The 20,088-nt window shown below is 65.2% G+C and carries 16 protein-coding genes; 7 read left to right on the top strand and 9 right to left on the bottom strand.

Annotated features, from left to right (window positions below):
- Positions 1-32: 32 nt before the first annotated feature.
- From ntrC to HPTL_RS10205, 5 genes are all read right to left on the bottom strand, one after another.
- The gene (gene ntrC / locus HPTL_RS10220) at positions 33-1,676 is read right to left on the bottom strand and encodes a nitrogen regulation protein NR(I) (protein WP_119335885.1); all 1,644 of its coding nucleotides are present in this window, start codon (positions 1,674-1,676) and stop codon (positions 33-35) included.
- The gene (gene glnL, locus HPTL_RS10215) at positions 1,673-2,749 is read right to left on the bottom strand and encodes a nitrogen regulation protein NR(II) (protein WP_170141345.1); all 1,077 of its coding nucleotides are present in this window, start codon (positions 2,747-2,749) and stop codon (positions 1,673-1,675) included. The genes ntrC and glnL overlap by 4 nt, the downstream gene beginning before the upstream one ends.
- Positions 2,727-3,188: a hypothetical protein gene (locus tag HPTL_RS11300; RefSeq protein ID WP_170141344.1), complete on the bottom strand. Its 462-nt coding sequence runs from the start codon at positions 3,186-3,188 to the stop codon at positions 2,727-2,729. Before HPTL_RS11300 ends, glnL begins: the two co-directional genes overlap by 23 nt.
- Entirely contained in the window at positions 3,185-4,594 is a 1,410-nt protein-coding gene (glnA, locus tag HPTL_RS10210; protein ID WP_119335883.1) for a type I glutamate--ammonia ligase, read from the bottom strand. Before glnA ends, HPTL_RS11300 begins: the two co-directional genes overlap by 4 nt.
- A 139-nt stretch (positions 4,595-4,733) precedes the next feature.
- Positions 4,734-5,855 carry a cation diffusion facilitator family transporter gene (locus tag HPTL_RS10205; protein WP_170141343.1) on the bottom strand — a complete coding sequence of 374 codons (1,122 nt, stop codon included), beginning with the start codon at positions 5,853-5,855 and terminating at the stop codon, positions 4,734-4,736.
- A gap of 164 nt (positions 5,856-6,019) precedes the next feature.
- Between HPTL_RS10205 and HPTL_RS10200 the strand changes: the two genes are divergently transcribed.
- Genes HPTL_RS10200 through rlmD form a run of 7 tightly spaced genes read left to right on the top strand, consistent with a single transcriptional unit; the run spans position 6,020 to position 13,150 of the window.
- Positions 6,020-6,472 (top strand): rhodanese-like domain-containing protein, encoded by a 453-nt coding sequence (locus tag HPTL_RS10200; RefSeq protein WP_119336185.1) that lies wholly within the window; start codon positions 6,020-6,022, stop codon positions 6,470-6,472.
- A 17-nt stretch (positions 6,473-6,489) separates the two neighbouring features.
- Complete coding sequence (gene nadA / locus HPTL_RS10195; protein ID WP_119335881.1) at positions 6,490-7,641, top strand: quinolinate synthase NadA; 1,152 nt, start codon at positions 6,490-6,492, stop codon at positions 7,639-7,641.
- Between the two features lie 14 nt (positions 7,642-7,655).
- Positions 7,656-8,402: an endonuclease/exonuclease/phosphatase family protein gene (locus HPTL_RS10190; RefSeq protein WP_170141342.1), complete on the top strand. Its 747-nt coding sequence runs from the start codon at positions 7,656-7,658 to the stop codon at positions 8,400-8,402.
- A gap of 16 nt (positions 8,403-8,418) precedes the next feature.
- On the top strand, positions 8,419-9,594 hold the full coding sequence (gene clsB, locus HPTL_RS10185; RefSeq protein ID WP_408610122.1) for a cardiolipin synthase ClsB: 1,176 nt from the start codon (positions 8,419-8,421) through the stop codon (positions 9,592-9,594).
- A gap of 42 nt (positions 9,595-9,636) precedes the next feature.
- Positions 9,637-10,527, top strand: a complete 891-nt coding sequence (dapA, locus tag HPTL_RS10180) for a 4-hydroxy-tetrahydrodipicolinate synthase (protein WP_119335878.1) — start codon at positions 9,637-9,639, stop codon at positions 10,525-10,527.
- A gap of 23 nt (positions 10,528-10,550) precedes the next feature.
- A complete protein-coding gene (gene bamC, locus HPTL_RS10175; RefSeq protein WP_119335877.1) occupies positions 10,551-11,813 on the top strand; it encodes an outer membrane protein assembly factor BamC in 1,263 nt (420 codons plus the stop codon).
- Positions 11,813-13,150 (top strand): 23S rRNA (uracil(1939)-C(5))-methyltransferase RlmD, encoded by a 1,338-nt coding sequence (gene rlmD / locus HPTL_RS10170; RefSeq protein ID WP_119335876.1) that lies wholly within the window; start codon positions 11,813-11,815, stop codon positions 13,148-13,150. Before bamC ends, rlmD begins: the two co-directional genes overlap by 1 nt.
- Positions 13,151-13,221: 71 nt before the next feature.
- Here rlmD and HPTL_RS10165 read toward each other — a convergent pair whose 3' ends face one another.
- From HPTL_RS10165 to polA, 4 genes are all read right to left on the bottom strand, one after another.
- Positions 13,222-14,316, bottom strand: a complete 1,095-nt coding sequence (locus HPTL_RS10165) for a mitochondrial fission ELM1 family protein (RefSeq protein ID WP_119335875.1) — start codon at positions 14,314-14,316, stop codon at positions 13,222-13,224.
- 13 nt (positions 14,317-14,329) lie between these two features.
- Positions 14,330-14,977 carry a DUF1640 domain-containing protein gene (locus HPTL_RS10160; protein WP_119335874.1) on the bottom strand — a complete coding sequence of 216 codons (648 nt, stop codon included), beginning with the start codon at positions 14,975-14,977 and terminating at the stop codon, positions 14,330-14,332.
- Positions 14,978-15,111: 134 nt separating this feature from the next.
- Positions 15,112-17,145 (bottom strand): ABC transporter ATP-binding protein, encoded by a 2,034-nt coding sequence (locus HPTL_RS10155; protein ID WP_119335873.1) that lies wholly within the window; start codon positions 17,143-17,145, stop codon positions 15,112-15,114.
- A complete protein-coding gene (polA, locus tag HPTL_RS10150; RefSeq protein ID WP_119335872.1) occupies positions 17,142-20,060 on the bottom strand; it encodes a DNA polymerase I in 2,919 nt (972 codons plus the stop codon). Before polA ends, HPTL_RS10155 begins: the two co-directional genes overlap by 4 nt.
- Positions 20,061-20,088 lie beyond the last annotated feature (28 nt).

Raw genomic sequence — 20,088 nt, 5'->3', positions numbered from 1 at the left:
GAAACGGGTTTGAAACGGGTTCGATTGTACTGTTATTCGTCATCTTCGTGGCGCCCCAACTTCCGCGCGAAGACGTTGCGGCTGACGCCCAGAAGTTGCGCGGCGCGCTGTTTGTGGCCGTGGGTGTAGTCGAGCGCGGTGTGCAGGAGGCAGGTGTCGAACTGTTCGCGCAGTTGGGCGTAGAGCGGTGTGGCAGGCGGGGCGGTTTCGGCTTGGGCAAGGAGGGTGCGAAGGGTTGCGGCGAGGGCGGTTTGCCAGTCGGGTAGCGTTGGATGTGTGGTTGCGTTGGCTGAAGGGGGTGGTACGGCAGGCTCGCGGGAAGGCGAAGGGGGTTGGGTGGCGTCTGGGGGTGCCGCGTGGTGGGGGGCTGTTTGAAGTGGTGTTTGGGGTTGCGTTTGGGGTTGCGTTTCGCGCAGCGTTTTGAGCGGTGTTGCGGTCGCGGGGGAGAGGTGTCGAGCTGGGGACTCTAGCGAAAGGGGGGGTTCGGCGGGTTGCGGGGGGGATGGCCGGAACGTTTCGGGGAGGTCTTCGGGGGTGATCGTGGCGGCGGGCGCCATCACGGTGAGCCAGTGGCAGAGGTTTTCGAGTTCGCGGACGTTGCCGGGGAAGGGGTGGTGGGTGAGGCAGGCGATTGCGTCGGGGCTCAGGCGTTTGGGTTCGACGCCGAGTTGTTGCGCGGCGCGTTTGAGGAAGTGGTCGGCAAGGAGTGGGATGTCTTCTTGGCGTTCGCGCAGCGGCGGGAGGGTGAGGCGAATGACGTTGAGGCGGTGGTAGAGGTCTTCGCGAAAGGTGCCGTCGGCGACTTTCGCGGCCAGATTCTGGTGGGTGGCGGCGATGATGCGCACGTCGACCCGTTTGAGTTCGCGTCCGCCCAGGCGGTGGAATTCGCCAAGCGCCAGGACGCGCAGCAGCCGGGTTTGGAGTTCGAGCGGCATGTCGCCGATTTCGTCGAGGAAGAGGGTGCCGCGGTGGGCCTCTTCGAAGCGGCCGGGACGGGCGGTGGTGGCGCCGGTGTAGGCCCCTTTTTCGACGCCGAAGAGTTCGGCTTCGAGGAGGTCGCGCGGGATCGCAGCGGTGTTGATCGCGACGAAAGGGCCTGGCGCGCGGGGGCTGTGGCGGTGCAGCGCTCGCGCGACCAGTTCTTTGCCGGTGCCGGTTTCGCCGATGATGAGAACGGTAGCGTGCGAGGTGGAGAGGCGGCCGATGGCGCGGTAGACGGCTTGCATGGCTGGGGATGCGCCGATCAGTTCAGGGGTATGCGGGGGTGGCGTTGTCGCCGCTTCCGCGGGTTGTCTGTCCATGGGCCGTTGTGCGGTTTGCCAGGCTCGGGTGATCAGGGCGACGGCGTCATTGACGTCGAAGGGTTTGGGGAGGTATTCGAACGCGCCGACCTGGAACGCTTGGACGGCGGCGTCGAGGTCGGAGTAGGCGGTCATGAGGATCGCGGTGAGGTTGGAGTGCTGCTCTTTGAGTGCGGCGACGAGGGAGAAGCCGTCGATGCCGGGCATGCGCACGTCGGTGACGAGGACCGCGGGGGGGTGGGTTTTCGCAGCGGCGAGCGCGGTTTGCGGGTCGGCGAAGAGGCGGTGCGGGAGGTGGGCCCGTTCGAGCGCTTTGCCGAGCACCCAGCGGATGGCGTCGTCGTCGTCGACGATCCAGATTTCCGGGGTGGTCATCGGTCACGCTCCCATTGGGGGTCGGGAATGGGGAGGAGGACGGTGAAGGTGGTGCCGCGCGCGTTGCTGGTGAAATGGATCGCGCCGCCGTGTTCGGTGGCGATTTCGTGGGCGATCGCAAGCCCCAGGCCGCTGCCGCCAGGACGGTTGCTCACGAGGGGGTAGAAGAGGTGGTCGCGCAGCGTTTCGGGGATGCCGGGGCCGTTGTCGGCGATGTCGATGCGGGCAGCGAGCCGCCACCGTTTTTTGCCCAGGGTGACTTGGCGGGCGACGCGGGTTTTGAGGGTGATCGTGCCGCGGCCGTCGGTGGCTTGCGCGGCGTTTTTGAGAAGATTGAGGAAGAGTTGGACGAACCGTTCGCTGTCAAGAAGCAGCGGTGGGATGCTGACGTCGTAGTCGCGGGTGATCGTAAGTTCGGGGTATTCGGCGGCGATGAGCCGACGGGCCTGTTCGAGGGGCTGGTGGAGGTCGGTCGGGTGGAGGTGGGGGTGCTGGTGGGTGGTGGTGAGGCGCGTGAGCAGGGTGTGGAGCCGGTCGGCTTCGCGGACGATCACTTCGGCGTATTCGGCGTGGGGGGTGTTGGCGAGCTCCAGGGCAAGGAGCTGCGCGGCTCCTTTGATGCCGCCCAGGGGGTTTTTGATTTCGTGCGCGATCGCGCGTGCCATCTCTTGCACGGCGTGTTGCAGCCGTTGCCGTTGTTCGGCTTCGGTGGTGAGGCGTTGGCGGTCGACGGCTTTGAGTTCGACGAGGAAACCGCCCGGTGGGTTGGGGCGGGGGCTGACGGTGAGGTCGGCGTGCCAGGGGTCGCCGTCGGGGTGGGAGAGGAGGGTGTCGGTGGTGGTGTAGAACCAGCCCGAGCGGGCCGCGGCGTCGAGCGCTTGGGTGAGTCCGGGTGCGGTGCCCAGCATCGCGGTGACGGGTTGGCCGGCGAGTTGGTTGCGGCTGCGGTTGAGGAGGTGTTCGGCGGCGGCGTTGACGAAGGTGATGCGGGCGTGCGCGTCGAGAACGAGCACCGCAGTGGCCAGTTCGTCCAGGGTGGGGAGCATCCGGTCAGCGGAGGCGGTCGAGTTCACGGGTGATCGCTTCGAGGTTGCGGCGGTGGCGTTCGAGGCGTTGCCGCAGGGTGGCCTGCGCGTCGGCGGGGGCGGTGGCGAGTTCGGTTTCGAGGGTTGCGATCTGTTTCTGTTCGTTTTCGAGTTCGGTGCGGAGGATGCGGCGGCGCAGGTCGTCACGGGGGACGAGTTGCGCGGGTTCGCCGACGGGGCGGGATGTCGTTGGCGTGGTGTTTCCGGCGCGACGCGAGGGTCCTGGTTGGGCCTCGGGGAGGGTAAGGAGCTCGCACCGTTTGCCGCGCGTGACGCGCATGTCGTTGGTGTAGAGGACTTCGCCATGGCCGGCGTCGCATTTCCAGAGCCGCGCCCATGCAGGCTGCGGCACGAGGAGCGCTGCGGCAAGCGCAGCGCATCCCCAAAGTAGTGACGAGGTGCTCAGAGTGTGTCGGGGTGCGATCACACGCTGTAGTAGAGCTCGAATTCGACCGGATGGGTGGTCATGCGCAGCCGCTGCACCTCTTCCATCTTGAGGTCGATGTAGGCGTCGATGAAGTCGTTGGAGAAGACGCCACCGCGGGTGAGGAATTCACGGTCTGCGTCGAGCGCTTCGAGCGCCTGGTCGAGGCTGTGGCAGACGGTGGGGATCTTCGCGTCTTCTTCCGGCGGCAGGTCGTAGAGGTTCTTGTCCGCCGGGTCGCCCGGGTGGATCTTGTTCTGCACGCCGTCGAGCCCGGCCATCAGGAGCGCCGCGAACGCCAGGTAGGGGTTCGCCGCCGGGTCGGGGAAGCGGGTTTCGATACGACGCGCTTTCGGGTTGGCGACGTAGGGGATGCGGATCGACGCCGAGCGGTTGCGCGCCGAGTAGGCGAGTTTGACCGGCGCTTCGAAGTGGGGCACCAACCGCTTGTAGGAGTTGGTGGCGGGGTTGGTGATCGCGTTCAGCGCCCGGGCGTGCTTGATGATGCCGCCGATGTAGTAGAGGGCGAATTCGGAAAGCCCGGCGTAGCCGTTGCCGGCGAAGAGGTTCTGCCCGTCTTTCCAGACCGACTGGTGGACGTGCATGCCGCTGCCGTTGTCGCCGACGATCGGTTTGGGCATGAAGGTGGCGGTTTTGCCGTATTGGTGTGCGGTGTTGTGGACGACGTATTTGAGGGTTTGCGTCCAGTCGGCACGGCGGGTGAGGGTGTTGAACTTGGTGCCGATTTCGCACTGCCCCGCGGTGGCCACTTCGTGGTGGAAGACTTCGACCGGAATGCCGATCGCTTCGAGGGTGAGCACCATCGCAGCGCGCAGGTCGTGGAGGCTGTCGACCGGCGGGACCGGGAAGTAGCCACCTTTGACGCGCGGGCGGTGTCCTTTGTTGCCGCCTTCGAATTTTTCCGCGGTTGCCCACGCCGCCTCTTCGGAGAAGATTTTGACGTAGCTGCCGGACATGTCCGCGGACCATTCGACCGAGTCGAAGATGAAGAACTCGGGTTCGGGGCCGAAGTAGGCGGTGTCCCCGAGACCGGTCGATTTGAGGTAGGCTTCGGCGCGTTTCGCGATCGAGCGCGGGTCGCGGTCGTATCCTTTGCCGTCGGCGGGTTCGATCACGTCGCAGGTGAGGACCAGCGTGGTCTCTTCATAGAACGGGTCGATGTAGGCCGTGGCGGGATCCGGCAAAAGGAGCATGTCGGAGGCTTGGATCCCTTTCCAACCGGCGATCGACGAGCCGTCGAACGGCTGGCCGCGCTCGAAGATCTCTTCTTCGAATGCCGAGATGGGGAGCGTGGTGTGTTGTTCTTTGCCGCGAATGTCGGTGAAACGAAGGTCGACGAATTGAACGTCGTTTTCCGATACGAGGCGCATCACGTCTTCGGTGTTCATCGGGAATGCTCCTGAGTGGTGAAAAAGCGAGTAGCGATCTTATCAGCAAACTGCGTGCCATTTTAGGAAACGGTCGAATCACGGCGGTTGTGCACTCAAACGATGCGGTAATGCACATTTTTGGTGCATTGTTGCACGATTATGGTTCAAGGGCAAGGTACCAATGCACCGATTTGATGCATGGCATTTGCTGACGCAGGATAGCCGTGGCTTCGGCGCGCCGTTCCGGGTGGTCGACGAATGGGCGAAGGGCTTGGGGTACGGGTGCGGGAAGGAGGAGATCGAGCTCGCACCGACCGTTGAGGTAGTGGATCTGGAGCCATTCGGTGGCAAACGCGGGAAAGCCCAGCGCGTGGCGCACCGCGGCGAGAAGTTCGGCGCGTTCGGGCACAGGGGCGTGCGCTGGGGCGTCCGGGGCTTGGTCCGGTTCGTGGTCGATGTGGATGGTGACGTCGCCGACCGTGAGCTCGTGTTCTTCGTGGAAACGGGTTTTGAGGCGCGAGATGACCTTTTCGGCAACGCGGTGTCCTTCGGAGACGGTGAGGCGCGGCGCGACTTGGACGTGCGCGTCGACGAGCGCCTGGTGCCCCATCCGCCGGGTGCGCAGTTCGTGGACGTCGATTACGCCCGGCGTAGCACGAATCGTTTCGGCAATCGCGGAGACCTGCTCGGGTTCGAGCGCGGTGTCGACCAGTTCGGCGAGCGCACGATAGGCGAAACGCACGCCCATCGACGCGATGAGGAAACCGACGATCGCGGCGGCGATCGGTTCGAGCGCCGGGGCGCCGAGCAGGCTCGCGCCGATGCCGACGGCGACGACGAACGACGACGCGGCGTCCGAGCGGGCGTGCCACGCGGCCGCGACGAGCACGGGTGCATTGAGTTTTTTGCCGCGGTGTTTGAGCCAATGGTAGAGTCCCTCTTTGCTGGCAAGGACAAGCAACGCGACGACGAGCGCGGGGTAGGTGACGGGTGGGAGCGGTTCGGTGGCTTGCAGGCGGTTGGCAGCGGCCCAGACGAAACCGCCGCCGACAGCGACGAGAACGATGCCCAGCGTGAGGCTGGCGAGCGTCTCCAGCCGACCGTGACCGTAAGGGTGATCGGCGTCGGGTGGTGCGCCCGCGCGGCGACTTGCCCAGGCGATCAGCGCGTCGGTGGTGAGGTCGGCGAGGGTATGGAACGCGTCGGCAACCAAGCTGAAGGCGTTGGCCAGAAGCCCGACGACGATCTGTATGAGTGCCAGCGCGGCGTTCGTCGCCATCGCGGTGATGCTGGCGCGCGCGACCTGCTGGTTGCGAAGGTGCGTCTGGGTGGCGGAGGGTGTCGTACGCTTTTCTGGGGGCGAACGTTTTTCCCTTGGCGCGGTCTCTTTTTCGGGAGCAGGATTCGGGGGTATGATCGGGTGCGGCACGTCTGGAGGCATCGATGAGCGAACTGCATGACATTTTAGCAGCGGCGGGGCGGCGGCGTACGGAATTGGGGTTGCCCTACGCCGGGGCATTGACGCCGCCCGAGGCGTATGCCGTTTGGCGTGGGATTCCCGGCGCGGTACTCGTCGATTGCCGGACGCGCGCCGAATGGGATTGGGTGGGACGCGTGCCCGGCGCAGTGGAGATCGAGTGGGTGACCTACCCGGAGATGACGCTGAACCCCCATTTTTTGACCCAATTGCGCCGACAGGTCGACCCGGAGGCGGTGGTGCTCTTTTTGTGCCGCTCTGGGGCGCGGTCGCACCATGCGGCGAGCGCTGCGGCGGCGGCCGGGTATGCGAGCGCTTATAATATTTTGGAAGGTTTCGAAGGCGACAAAGATGCCGAAGGCCACCGCGGCACCGTGGGTGGGTGGAAATTCCACGGGTTGCCCTGGCTTTCGCCGTAAGCAGTGAGGATTTTGCGATGAGTGCATTCGATCAGGCGCTGGCCGAGGTTGCTGAGCCGCAAAAGAGCGCGGGTGAAGCGATTCCGTTTGCGGAATTCGCCGGATTGAGCGACGAGGCGTGTCAGGAGCGGATCGTCGCGGCCCGCACGAAGCTGGGAAGTGAGGCGGTGATCCTTTGTCACCACTACCAGCGGGCTGATGTTTATCGGCACGCCGACCTCACCGGCGATTCGTTGAAATTGGCGCGTCTGGCAGCGCAGACCGATGCGCGGTATATCGTCTTTTGTGGCGTCCATTTCATGGCCGAAGTGGCCGATATTTTGAGTAAGCCCCAGCAGGTGGCGATTCTGCCCGACCTTTCTGCCGGTTGCTCGATGGCCGATATGGCCGACCTGCCCAAGGTGACCCGCGCGTGGCGCGAATTGGGCGAGGTGTTGGGCGACGACCCGGAACAGACCTACACGCCGGTGACCTATATCAATTCCGCGGCCGACCTGAAGGCGTTTTGTGGGCAACATGGCGGGATCGTGTGCACCTCGACCAACGCGCCGCAGATCGTCGATTGGGCGCTCAAAGAGCGGCCGAAGCTCCTCTTCTTCCCGGATCAGCATCTGGGGCGATGGACGGGTTATAAGCGCGGGATTGCGCTCGAGAAGATGAAGGTGTGGGATCCCGATCTGCCCTATGGGGGGCTGACCCCAGAGGCGATTCGCGATGCCGAGATTCTGCTGTGGAAAGGACACTGTTCGGTGCATCAGATGTTTACGCCGCAGCAGATCGACCGCTGGAAAGCGAAGTACCCCGATGGCTTCGTGATTGCGCACCCGGAGTGTTCGCTCGAGGTCTGCTTGAAGTCCGACTACGTCGGGAGCACCGAATTCATCCAGAAGACGATCCGCGAAGCACCGCGGGGCACGAAGTGGCTGGTGGGGACCGAGCTCAACCTGGTGAGCCGCCTGGCCGAGGAGATGGCGGCTGAAGAGAAGGTGGTCCATTTCATGGGCGGGGTGGTGTGCATGTGTTCGACGATGCAGCGCATCGACCCGCAGCATCTGGCGTGGACGTTGGCGAATCTGGCCAACGGGGTCGTGGTGAACCGCATCCAGGTACCGGAGTCCGTGGCGCACTGGGCACGGGTGGCGCTGGATCGGATGCTGGCGGTCGGTTGAGGTTGCCGAACGCGGTGACGCCACCAACCGTTTCGGTTCTGACCTACAACATCCACAAGGGGTGGGCGCCGTGGCGCACACGGGTGACGATTGCGGCGATGCGCGAGGCGTTGCGCGCCGTGGCACCCGACTTCGTGTTGTTGCAGGAGGTGCGCGGGGCGCTCTTCGATCCCGAGCGGGCTGCGCGCGAGCACGTGCCGCAACACCGCTATTTGGCGGAAGGGGCGTGGCCGTATGTGGCGTACGGGGCAAACCGCTTCACCGTGGCGGGGCACCATGGCAATGCGGTGCTTTCGCGTTTTCCGATCGTGGCGCAGCGTAACCACGATCTCTCGGCTGCGCCGCGGTGGGAGTCGCGTGGGGCGCTCGAAGTGGTGGTGGCAATGGGCGCGCAGCGCGTGCATCTCTTTTCCCTTCACTTGGGGTTGCGACACCGTTGGCGCCAATGGCAGTTGGCGCGGCTGCGCGAGCTGGTGGCCGCTGTGCCGGAGGGGCGGCCGGTGATCGTCGGTGGCGATTTCAACGATTGGGAGCGTGCCGCGTGCCTGCGTTTCGCGGCGCCGTTGGGGTTGCAGCGGGTGGATGCGGGGTTGAAGCGGCCGTTACGCACCTATCCGGCGCGTGGGTGGCGGTTTGGCCGCCTCGACCGGCTTTATGTGCGTGGGTTCGCCGTACTCGATGCGCAGGTGTTGCGACGCGCGCCGTGGTCGCGGCTCTCCGACCATCTGCCGCTGTTGGCGCGGCTGGCGTGGGTGGCGTAGGCGGTTGGTTGTGACGATCGCGCCGTTTCGTTCCGGGCACCAGGTAACGCTGCTGGAAAATGGGGCGGCGTTCTTCCCGGCGCTCATCGCGGCGATCGACCGCGCACAGGTCGAATTCTGGCTGGAAACCTATATTTTCGAGGTCGACGAGGTCGGTTCCGCAGTGATCGCGGCGCTGGTGCGCGCGGCGCAGCGCGGGGTGATGGTGCGCCTTCTGGTCGACGGTTTTGGCAGTCTCGAATTCGTTCGTGACCATGCCGAGCGCTTGCGTGCTGCGGGCGTGGCGGTGCAGGTCTATCGGCCACTGGCGTCTGGCGGACGGTGGTGGCGTCCGAACCGGATGCGGCGTTTGCACCGCAAATTGGCGTGTCGCGACGGGGTGGAGGCGTTCGTTGGCGGGATCAATATCGTTTCAGATTTTCGACGGCAACCTGAGCCAAACCCCCGCTATCCGCGTTGGGATTTCGCCGTGCGGTTGGAAGGGCCAGTGGCTGCGGAGGTGCGCGCTGCGATGGCGCGGTTGTGGCGGCTGGTGGCGTGGGCGTCGCGGCGGGGGCGGGTGGTGGTGCCGCGTGATCCGCCATTTGCGGTAGCTCAAGCGGGGTCCCATCGCGCGGCGTTGGTGTTGCGCGATTCGTTTCGCCATCGGCATGCGATCGAGCAGAGCTACCTCAACGCGTTGGCGACCGCGCAGCAGGAGGTGTGGATCGTCTGTGCCTACTTTTTCCCAGGGCGGCGCTTTCGCCGTGCGCTGGAGGCGTGCGCGCAACGGGGGGTGCGGGTGCGTTTGGTGTTGCAAGGTCTTTCGGATCATCCCATCCTGCACTACGCCACCCGGTCGCTCTATCCGTGGTTGCTGGAAAATGGGATCGCGCTTTACGAATACACCCGCGCGATGATGCACGCGAAGGTGGCGGTGGTCGATGACCGGTACGCGACGGTGGGGTCGAGCAATATCGATCCGTTCAGCCTGTTTCTGGCGCGCGAGGCGAACGCGTGGGTGGACGATCCGGCGTTGGCTGAGGAGCTGCGGCAGCGCATCACGCAGGCGGTGGCGGAAGGGGCCGAGGCGCTGACGCTGGAGCGGGTGCGGCGGCTGCCGTGGTATCAGCGGATGGCGAGCTGGGTGGTGCTCTGGGGGGTGCGGCTGGCGATCGGCTGGGCGGGGATTCGCCGCGAGATGGAGGGGTGATTGGGTTACAATCGTTGCGTCTCGTCGCAGAAGGGAAGGGTTATGTTTTCGCTCACTGGTTCGATCGTGGCAATCGTCACGCCGATGTTGCCTGATGGGGCGATCGATTGGACCCGCTTCGATGCGCTGATCGATTGGCACATCGCGGAAGGGACCGATGGGATCGTGGTGGTGGGGACGACTGGGGAGTCGCCCACCGTGTCGTTCGATGAGCACGTGCAGTTGATCGAACGGGCGGTGAAGCATGCGGCAGGCCGGATTCCGATCATCGCGGGCACGGGCGCGAACAGCACCGAGGAGGCGATCTTTCTGGCGCGTGCGGCGAAACGTGCCGGGGCGGATGCCCACCTTTCGGTGGTGCCTTATTACAACAAGCCGACCCAAGAGGGGCTATACCGCCATTTTCGCGCGATTGCCGAAGCGGTGGATCTGCCGCTCATTCTCTACAACGTGCCGGGGCGGACGGTGGCGGATCTCAGCAACGACACCGTGGTGCGTCTGGCCGAGATTCCCAATATCGTCGGGATCAAGGATGCGACGGGGAGTATCGACCGCGCGTACGATCTCTTCGAGCGGGTGCCGGACGGGTTCCTCTGTTACACCGGCGATGACCTGACTGCGTTGCCGTTCCTGCTTTTGGGCGGCAAAGGGGTGATTTCGGTCACGGCGAACGTGGCGCCGCGCGCGATGCACGAGATGTGCGTGGCGGCAATGAGCGGCAACGTGGCCGAGGCGGTGGCGATCAACCAGAAGCTCTTGGGGCTGCATCGGGCGCTTTTCTGTGAGGCGAACCCGATTCCGGTGAAGTGGGCGTTGGCGCAGATGGGGCGAATCGCCGACGGGATTCGGCTGCCTTTGACGCCTTTGAGCAGCAGCAATCAGGAGCGGGTGCGCGCGGCGTTGGCGCGTGCGGGTATCGCGGTAGGCGCGTGAGTTTGGTTGGAAAGGAAGCGCAAATGGCGCAACAGGTGGTGGCGAGTGGGACGTGCGGCGTGAGCGCGGCGAAAACGGTAGCGCAGCGTGGTGCCGGTGTGGCGACAACTGCGGCGCGGTTCGGTCAGGGGCGCGGTACCGTGCAGCGCTGGGGAGTGGGGCTCCTTGCGGGGCTGTTGGGCGCTGCGGTGAGCGGCTGTTCGTCGTTTTCGCCGAACGAGTGGCTGGAGAAAAAGAGCGAGATCGACTACAAGAGCGAAAAGCGCTTGGAGCGGCCGCTCGAGGTGCCGCCCGATCTGATCAATCCGGCGCAAGGGGAGCGCTTCCAGTTGCCGACGCGGCGTGGTGCGACGTCGCTCTTGGCGTATCAGAGCGAGCGGGTGCAGCCAGGGAGCGCGGCGGCAGCGGCGGCATCTGGGGTGTTGCCGGAGCAGCCGGGGATGCGCATCGAGCGGGCTGGCGATACCCGCTGGTTGGTGGTGCAGGCTGCACCCGATCAGTTGTGGCTGAAATTGAAGGACTTTTGGCAGCAGCTTGGGTTCACGTTGGCGGTGGAACGCCCCGATTTGGGGGTGATCGAGACCGATTGGGCCGAGAATCGGGCGAAGATTCAAGACGACATCATCCGCCGCACCCTTGGCAAGGTGTTCGATTCGCTCTATTCCACCGGTGAGCGGGACAAATTCCGTACCCGGATCGAGCCGGGGAAAAATCCGGGCGAGGTCGAGGTCTATATCTCGCACCGCGGGATGGTCGAGGTCTACGATTCGGCGCAGAAGGATCACACGGTGTGGCAGCCGCGTCCGGCGGATCCGGAGCTCGAGGCGGAGATGTTGCGTCGATTGATGGTTTTCCTTGGGGCGCAGGAAGAGGCGGCGAAACGGATGGTAGCTGGTGCGGTTTCGCAAGAGCGCGCGCTGCTCCATCTCGATGGTCAGCGGGCGGAACTCGAGCTGCGTGATGGCTTCGACCGGGCGTGGCGGCGCGTGGGGTTGGCGCTCGACCGGCTGGGCTTTTCGGTGCTGGAGCGCGATCGCCGCGCGGGTACCTACCTTGTGCGCTACGACGATCCGGCGGTGGTGGCCGAGGAGGAGCGCAAGAGCTTCTGGTCACGGCTGGCGTTTTGGCGTGACGACAAGAGGCCGAAACTCAACAGCGAATACCGGGTGCGCGTAGTGGGCGCGGGCGAGCAGAGCCGCGTGGTGGTGCTCGACGACGCGGGCAACGCGGTGAACGACGCCACTGCGAAGCAGATCTTGGAAATGCTCTACGAAGAGCTGCGTTGATGGGTAAAGCGCGGTTGTCTGCGACCGCGCCGGTCGAACGCGCGGCGGTGGCGTCGCTTGACCTCGAGGGGCGGGGGGTCGCGCACGTCGATGGCAAGGCGGTGTTCATCAGCGGGGCGTTGCCCGGGGAGGTGGTGCGTTTCGTCCGTACCCGTGATCGGGCCAGTTACGCGCAAGGCGAATTGGTTGCGGTGGAGCGGGCTTCGTGTTGGCGGGTGACGCCGCGCTGCCCCCATTTCGGGGTGTGTGGCGGGTGCGCGATGCAGCATTTCGATGCCTCCGCGCAGGTGGCTGCGAAACAGCGGGTGCTGGAAGACACGCTTTGGCATATTGCGCGGGTGCGCCCGGAGCAGGTGTTGCCGCCGCTTTACGGGCCGTACTGGGGGTATCGCCATCGGGCGCGCATCGGCGCACGACTGGTGCCGAAGAAGGGGGGGGTGCTTGTCGGTTTCCGTGAACGGAATTCGAGTCATATCGCCGATATGCGCTCCTGCCACGTGTTGCCGCAACGCGTCTCGGTGCTGTTGCCCGAGCTGCGGCGGTTGATCGGTGGGTTGTCGTGTCCCGATCGGATTCCGCAGATCGAGTTCGCAGCAGGCGACGATGGGACGATCGTACTGGTCTTTCGCCATCTGGTGCCCTTGACGGCGCAAGATGAAGCGATGTTGGCCGCGTTTGGCCGCACCCATGAGGTGGCGGTCTGGGTGCAACCGGGTGGGCCGCAGACGATGGCGCCGCTCACCGCCGCGGATGACCGGACGTTGGCATATCGCCACCCGGAATTCGACGTCACGCTGACCTTTTTGCCGAGCGACTTCACCCAGGTGAATCCGCAGATCAACCGGGCGTTGGTACGGCGGGCTGTGCAGTGGTTGGCGCCGCAGGCTGGAGAGCGCGTGGCCGATTGGTTCAGCGGTTTGGGCAATTTCACGCTGCCGATCGCGCGTTCGGGCGCGACCGTGGTCGGGGTGGAAGGTTCCGAAACGATGACGCAACGCGCTGCGGCGCTGGCGGACGCGCATGGGTTGGGCGGCAATACGGCATTTTATAGTGCGAACCTCTTCGAGATGACCGAAGCGGCGCTCGCGGGGTTCGGTCGCTTCGATAAATGGCTGCTCGATCCACCACGCGATGGCGCGGCGGCGTTGGTGAAGGCGATCACCCCTGAGGTGGCGCCCACCCGCATCGTCTATGTCTCCTGCCATCCGGGGACGTTGGCGCGCGACACGGCGATCTTGGTGCACGAAAAAGGCTATCGTCTTGTGGCAGCGGGGATTGCGAACATGTTCCCGCACACGGGGCATGTGGAGTCGATGGCGGTTTTCCAAAGCGCGTAAGGCATTTGCTCGTCGGGCGCCGGTCGTTTGAAGTAGCGGGCGGCGGCAGATTTTGCTCTGGTTAAACCGCTCTATGAGTCGGCACTGGGTGTGGCGCCCTGATCCCAAACGCGGTGAAAGCGTTGCAGGCGCGGACGGTAGGTTCCGACTTCGAGCCGCACGCTGGTGCCGGGTGCGGCAAGGGTTTCGGAGAGCATCGAGACCGAATCACTGGTGATCGCGCGTTGGGCGGTGAGCGCGAGGATCGCGAGGTAGGGGTTTTCCCCTTCGCCGGTAAAGGGGGGTGGACTCCCAGGGCAAATTGCGGCCAGGGACTGAGCAAGCCACGCTCGGGTAGCAGCGGGGGTGCGCCGGGCGGTGGTGGCAAAGAGCGTGGCGCCTGCGGCGCGTGCCTGTTCCAGCCAGGCTCGAATCGCTGTTCGCGCCAGCGCTTCGTCCCATTGGACCGAGCGGCTGGGGCCGCCAACGACCAGTCCCCACCACGGTTTGGGGTAGGGCGCCCATTTCGGTTGCCAAATGGCCGCAGCGTGTGCGAGCCGTTCCGGGGTGATGCGGTGTAGCGCAAAGGGGGTGGGGACGACGTTCGCGCCGCGGATCGGGTCGTGGGCGGGGGCGACGATGAGGTCGAAATGAGCGCTCAGCGTGCGCGGGTCTTGCACGTAGAGGACTTTGGGCCGGGTGGGCGCGGCGCGTTTGAGCCACAGGACAGGTGCGATCACGCGACGGCCGCACGCGACGATGAGCCGGGGTGGTGCAGGGGTGTCTGTTTGCGGCCACGCGTGGAGCGCGGGTAAGTCGAGCGCGTGCGGCGGGGCGCACTTTGCTTGTTGCGGTGGGCCTTCCAGGTAGCGGCACAAGGTTTGCCAAGCGGTGGCAAATGGCGTGGTGTCGCGGCGGCGCGGGAGCGCGTGGCGGAGCAGCCAGGTGAGCAGCAGCGCGCAGGCAGGCCAGCGGCGCCAGGGCGGCGCCAAAGGCCACACCCATTCGGTATAGGGGGTATCGAGCGCTTCAGCAAGGCCAAGCGCCTGCGCCCGCATGCCCGCTTCGCCGCTGGTTACGACCCAGAGCGGTGTGTGCCCGCGAAACGGGGTGAGCGCCGCGAGGAGTTTTGGATCCGCGGTAGCGCGGTAGCCCTGCCATTGGGGGGCTGCAGGGATGAGCGTCATGGGTTGGACAACGTCAGCCGCCGCGGTTGGGGAAGAGCCGCCAAAGCAGGAGGAGGATCGCCCCCATTTGGCTGAGCCAGAAGAGAAAGCTCCATTTGATGAGCGATGCCTTGCTTTCGGCAATCGCGGTCAGGGTTTCGCTGCGGGTGCGTTCGGAAGCTTGAACGATTTCGAGGCGAACTTGCTCGATCTCTTTGGTGAGTTTGAGCTCGGTGGCTTTGAGTTCGGAGCGGACTTGCTCGACTTCGAGGCGAACGTCTTCGATTTCCTTGGTGAGTTTGAGCTCGGTGGCTTTGAGTTCGGAGCGGACTTGCTCGACGTCGAGCCGAACCTGCTCGATTTCTTTGGTGAGCTTGAGTTCGGTAGCTTTGAGTTCGGAGCGGACTTGCTCGACTTCGAGCCGAACCTGCTCGATCTCTTTGGTGAGTTTGAGCTCGGTGGCTTTGAGTTCGGAGCGGACTTGCTCGACGTCGAGCCGAACCTGCTCGATCTCTTTGGTGAGTTTGAGTTCGGTTTCTGAGAGGTGGCGGGTGGTCACCAGGTAGTCGAGGTGGGGGTAGCGGTTTTCGAGCGCTTCGAACGCTTCCGCAATGATGCGGGCGCGGGCGGTTTCGTCGGGTGCCAGACGCAGTTTTTCGTAGAGGTCGATTACGGAGGTCATCGCGGTAACGGTGTGCGGAAGGCTGTGACGCCAATTATAGCCACTCTGGGGAAAAGTAGTGACGTCACACTGGGGAAAAGTGGTGCAGTGCCGCGAAAGGGTGCGGTGCGTGAGCGGAAGAACGCGGCGGGTTGCTAGGTGGAAGCGGTGCGCGTGGCGTTCGGGGCAGTTGCGGCCAGGAGTTGCGCGTAGCGGGAGCGGTTTTGCGAGAGCGTTGCGTGAGTTCCGGTTTCGACGACGCGGCCCGCTTCCAGAACGACGATGGTGTCGGCGCGTTCGATGGTCGAGAGGCGGTGGGCGATGACCAGGAGGGTGGTGTGGTGGCGGAGTTGCTCTAGCGCTTCGTGCACCGCGGCTTCCGTTTCGCTGTCGAGCGCCGAGGTAGCTTCGTCCAAAATGAGGAGTGGGGCGCGTTTGAGGAAGGCGCGAGCCAGCGCGATCCGTTGGCGCTGGCCGCCCGAGAGCTGTGCGCCATTTTCTCCGATCGGGGTATCGATGCCGTGCGGCAGTGGTGCGACGAATTCCCAGGCGTGCGCGGCTTTGAGCGCAGCGATGATCGCGTCGCGGGGCACCGGTTCGTTACCGACGCCGAGCGCGACGTTTTCCGCGATGGTCCCAGCGAACAGGACCGGGGCTTGCGGGACGTAGGCGATCTGGCGGCGCAGCGCCGCACGTTGCCATTCGGGAAGCGGTACGCCGTTGAAGGTGATCGTTCCGGAAGTGGGGTCGGCAAAGCGTAGCAGCAGTTGGACGAGGGTCGATTTTCCGCTTCCAGAGCGTCCGATGAGCGCGGTGAACTGATTGGGGCGCAGTTCGAACGTGATCGTTTCCAGGGCGAGCGTGGCGGCGTTGGGATAGCGATAGGAGACGTGGTCGAACGCGACGTGGGCGCCGTGATGGGGTGTAGCGGTGAGGAGCGAAGGGGCAGTTCCGTGTGCCGCAGGAGCGTACGAGCAGGCAGAAGTCGTGCTGCGTGCCAGGAAGGCGGTTCCGGGTGTGGTCGGAGCGTTGGGTGCGCATCGGTCGGCACCAGGAGTTGGGGCGAGCGCGTCGGCAGCAGCGCTGGGGGCGCGCGGGTCGGCGGCGAAGGTGGGGGGAGGGGAAACCGTTGATGCGGCTGCGGGTGGTGGCGCTGAATGGGGCGGCGCGTAGTGGCCCGTTTCGGGTTCGGGCGGGGTGTCGAGGAGCTGGAACGCGCTTTCGGCGCCCGCCAGGCCGCGCGCGAAGCGGCTGCCGACTTCCGAGAGTTGCCGCAACGGTTTGGGCAGGAGTCCCGCGGCCGAGACGTAGGCGACCAGTTCGCCGACGGTGGCGTCGCCGCGCAGTTGCAGGACGAGCCAGAGCACGACGCCCATCGCGGTGAAGGTGAGGAGCTGGGTGAACGCGGTTTGCCGAGCGGCGATGCGCGCGAGACGCTGTTGTCGCGCCTCTTCGGCGTCGTTCGCGGCAGCGAACCGTTCTTGGATGCGGGTTTCTGCGCCGAACGCGCGCAGGTCGGAGATTGCGCGCACCGTTTCGGTGGCAAGCCCGGTGAGTTCGCCAACGGCTTCTTGCAGTGCCCGTGCCGCTTGGCGCAGCCGTTTTTGGGTGTGGCGTACCACGAGCGCGATGAGCGGCAGGACGATGAGGAGCGCAAGCGTCAACCGCCAGTTCGACCACAGGAGGTAAAGGAGGAGCGCGAGCACGGTGAGTCCTTCGCGGACCAATACGCGCACCGCGTCGGTGACCGCGGTGGTGGTCATCGTGACGTCGTGGGTGAGGCGCGAGATGGTTCGGCCGCTGTCGTGGTCGCGAAAGTAGGCGATGGGAAGCGTCAGGAGATGGGCGAAGAGGTCGCGGCGCAGGTCATGGACGACGCCCGCAGCGACCTTCGCCATGCCGTATTGGCCCAAGAAGGTGCCGATTCCTTGCCACAGCGCGACGGCAACGAGAATGAGGGGAATCCACGGCAGCAGGTTGACGCTTTCACCCCAAGGCAGGGTGACGCGCGCGAGTTGCGGGTCGGTAAGCCCGTCGACGAAGTATTTGAGGGCAACCGCAAGCATCGGCTGACCGCTGGCAAAGAGCAGGAAGCCGACGAGGGCGATCGCCCACGCACCGTAGTAGGGGCGGACGTAGCGCCACAAGCGGCGGTAGAGGGCGAGGTCGCGATCGGGGACGGCGTTCAATGGGCTTCGTCCCAGTTGGTGCCGATGCCGACGTCGACGACGAGCGGGACGGCGAGCGGTTCGATCGCAAACGCTGCCGCGTGGCGGTCGGCAACGCCTTCCATCTGTGTTTTGACGAGGTGCGCGACCGCCGCGCATTCGGCTTCCGGCGCTTCGATGAGGAGTTCGTCGTGCACTTGCAGGACGATGTGCGCGTGGGGGTGGCGTTCAGCGAGCGCTGCGGCGAGGTCGATCATCGCGAGTTTGATGAGGTCCGCCGCGGTGCCTTGCATCGGGGCGTTGATCGCGGCGCGTTCGTCGGCGGCGCGCACACCGGCGTTGCGGGAATGGATGTTGCGCAGCCACAGTCGGCGGCCGAAGAGGGTTTCGACGTAGCCTTGCTGTCGCGCCTGTTCGCGGGCGCGTTCCATGTAGCGGTGCACGCCGGGGTAGCGGGCGAAGTATTGCGCGATGTAGGCTTCGGCCGCTTTTTTCGAGAGACCGAGCGAGCGCGCAAGTCCTGGGGCGCCCATGCCGTAGATGAGGCCGAAGTTGATGGTTTTGGCCAGGCGCCGTTCGTCGGCGGTGACTGCTTCCGGCGGTTTGCCAAGGAGTTCGGCGGCAGTGTGGCGGTGGATGTCTTCGCCGTGGCGAAACGCGGCAATGAGCGTCTCATCGCCGGAGAGGTGGGCCATGATACGCAGTTCGATTTGCGAGTAGTCGGCAGAAAGGAGCCGGTAGCCCGGTTCGGCGACGAAGGCGCGGCGAATGGCGCGCCCTTCGTCGGTGCGTACGGGGATGTTCTGCAGGTTGGGTTCCGAAGAGGAGAGCCGCCCGGTGACGACCGCCGCTTGTGAGAAGGTGGTATGGACGCGGCCGGTCTTGGGGTCGACCATGCGCGGGAGTTTGTCGAGGTAGGTGCTCTTGAGTTTCGCCAGCCGCCGGTGTTCAAGGAGTGTGGCGATGAGCTGATATTCCCGCGTGCTGGGGTCGAGCCGTTCGGCTAAGAGCGCAAGCGCCTCTTCGCTGGTGCTCGCCTGGCCGGTCGCGGTCTTTTTCGGGGGTTTGAGGCCAAGTTCCGCGAAGAGGAGTTCGCCAACCTGTTTGGGGGAGGCAAGGTTGAAGGGGCGGCCCGCGAGTTTCGCGGCGCGGGTTTCGCATTCCGCGATTTCGGCGGCGAAGCGTTCCGATTGGGCGGCCAACTGCGCGGTGTCGATTTTGACGCCCGCCGCTTCGATGGCGGTGAGCACTGGGACGAGCGGTCGTTCGATCCGGGTATAGACTCGGTTGCGCTTGGCGTCGGCTTCGAGTTGCGGGCGCAGGTGGTGGTAGAGCCGCCAGGTGAGGTCGGCGTCTTCGGCTGCGTAACGGGTGGCGACGGGGAGTTCGACGTCGGCAAACGAGATCGCTTGTTTGCCTTTGCCGCAGACCGCTTGGTAGGTGAGGGGACGAAGGTGGAGTTCGCGTTCGGCAAGACGGTCGAGGTCGTGTTCGCGGTCGCTGGCGAGCACGTAATCGATGAGCATCGTGTCGTCCGGTGTTCCGGCAACCGGCATGCCGTGGGCGGCCAGAACGTGGAGGTCGAATTTGGCGTTTTGCGCGACTTTGGGCGCCAATGCGTTGGCAAACCACGGGGCGAGCGCGGCGCGAACCGCATCGCGCGGCAGTTGTTCGGTCGCTTCCAGGCTGCGGTGCGCAAGCGGGAGGTAGCAGGCGTCTCCTTCGGCAAAGGCGAACGAGATGCCGACCAACGCGGCGTTGCGGGCGTCGAGGCTGGTGGTTTCGGTGTCGAACGCAACGACCGCTTGGGACGCGGCGGCGGCCTGTAGCCGGTGAGCGAGGGCGTCGAGCGCTTCCGGTGTGGCGATGGTGCGGTAGCGGGCGCGGCGCGCTTCGGCGGCATCAGATGGTTCGAGTGCCGGTTCCGGCAGGTGGTGGGCGGTCTCCTGGTGAAGGGTGCCGTGCGCCGCGCTGGTTTCACGGGGAACCGCGTCAGCAGCGGTGGCGTCGGGGTTGGTTGAGGGGTGAGCGGAGGTTTCGCTGCCGGAAGGGGCAGGGTTGGTATCGGAAGGGTGGAGCGCGGCGCCAAGGTGCGCTTCGAACTGTTTGGCGAGGGTGCGGAATTCGAGACGTTCGAACCAACGGCTGAGGGCGGGCCAGTCGACGGGGCGGGTGGCGAGGTCGTCGAGGGTGAAGGGCAGCGTGAGATCGCGTTTGACGGTGGTGAGTTCGCGTGCTTTGGGGAGCCATTCGCGCGCGGCACGGAGGTTTTCACCCACCTTGCCGCCGATTTCGTCCGCATGGGCGATGAGTTCGTCGAGCGTGGCGTATTGGTTGAGCCATTTCGCAGCGGTTTTGGGGCCACAGCCTGCGACGCCGGGGATGTTGTCGACGCTGTCACCGACAAGCGCGAGGTAGTCGGGGATTTGTGCTGGCGTGACGCCGAATTTGGCGACGACGCCTGCTTGGTCGAGCGTTTCGTTGCGCATGGTGTCGACCCAGAGGACACCGGGAACAACGAGCTGGGTAAGGTCTTTGTCGCCGGTGGCGATCACGACTTCCCACCCGCGGGCACGCGCTTGCGTAGTGAGGGTGGCGATGACGTCGTCGGCCTCGACACCTGGCTCGACGATCAGTGGCCAACCCATGAGGGGGACGAGTTGGTGGAGCGTTTCGATCTGGGCTGCGAGCGCTTCCGGCATCGGCGGGCGGTGGGCTTTGTATTCGGCAAAGAGTTCGTCGCGGAACGTGGGCCCGGGGGCGTCGAAGACGCACGCGCGGTATTCGGCAGGGAAGCGGGCTTCGAGCCTGGTGAGCATGGTGACGACGCCGCGGATCGCGCCCGTGGGTTCGCCTTGGGCGGTGCGCAGGTCGGGCAGCGCGTGGAAGGCACGGTAGAGGAAGCTGCTGCCGTCGACGAGTACGAGCCGGGTCATGAGTCTTCTCGCGTCACTCTCTTTTTGC

It is taken from the genome of Hydrogenophilus thermoluteolus, assembly GCF_003574215.1.
Lineage (GTDB): Bacteria > Pseudomonadota > Gammaproteobacteria > Burkholderiales > Rhodocyclaceae > Hydrogenophilus > Hydrogenophilus thermoluteolus.
Note: the sequence above shows the minus strand (reverse complement) of the source record. Positions and strands in the feature narration are given on the sequence as shown.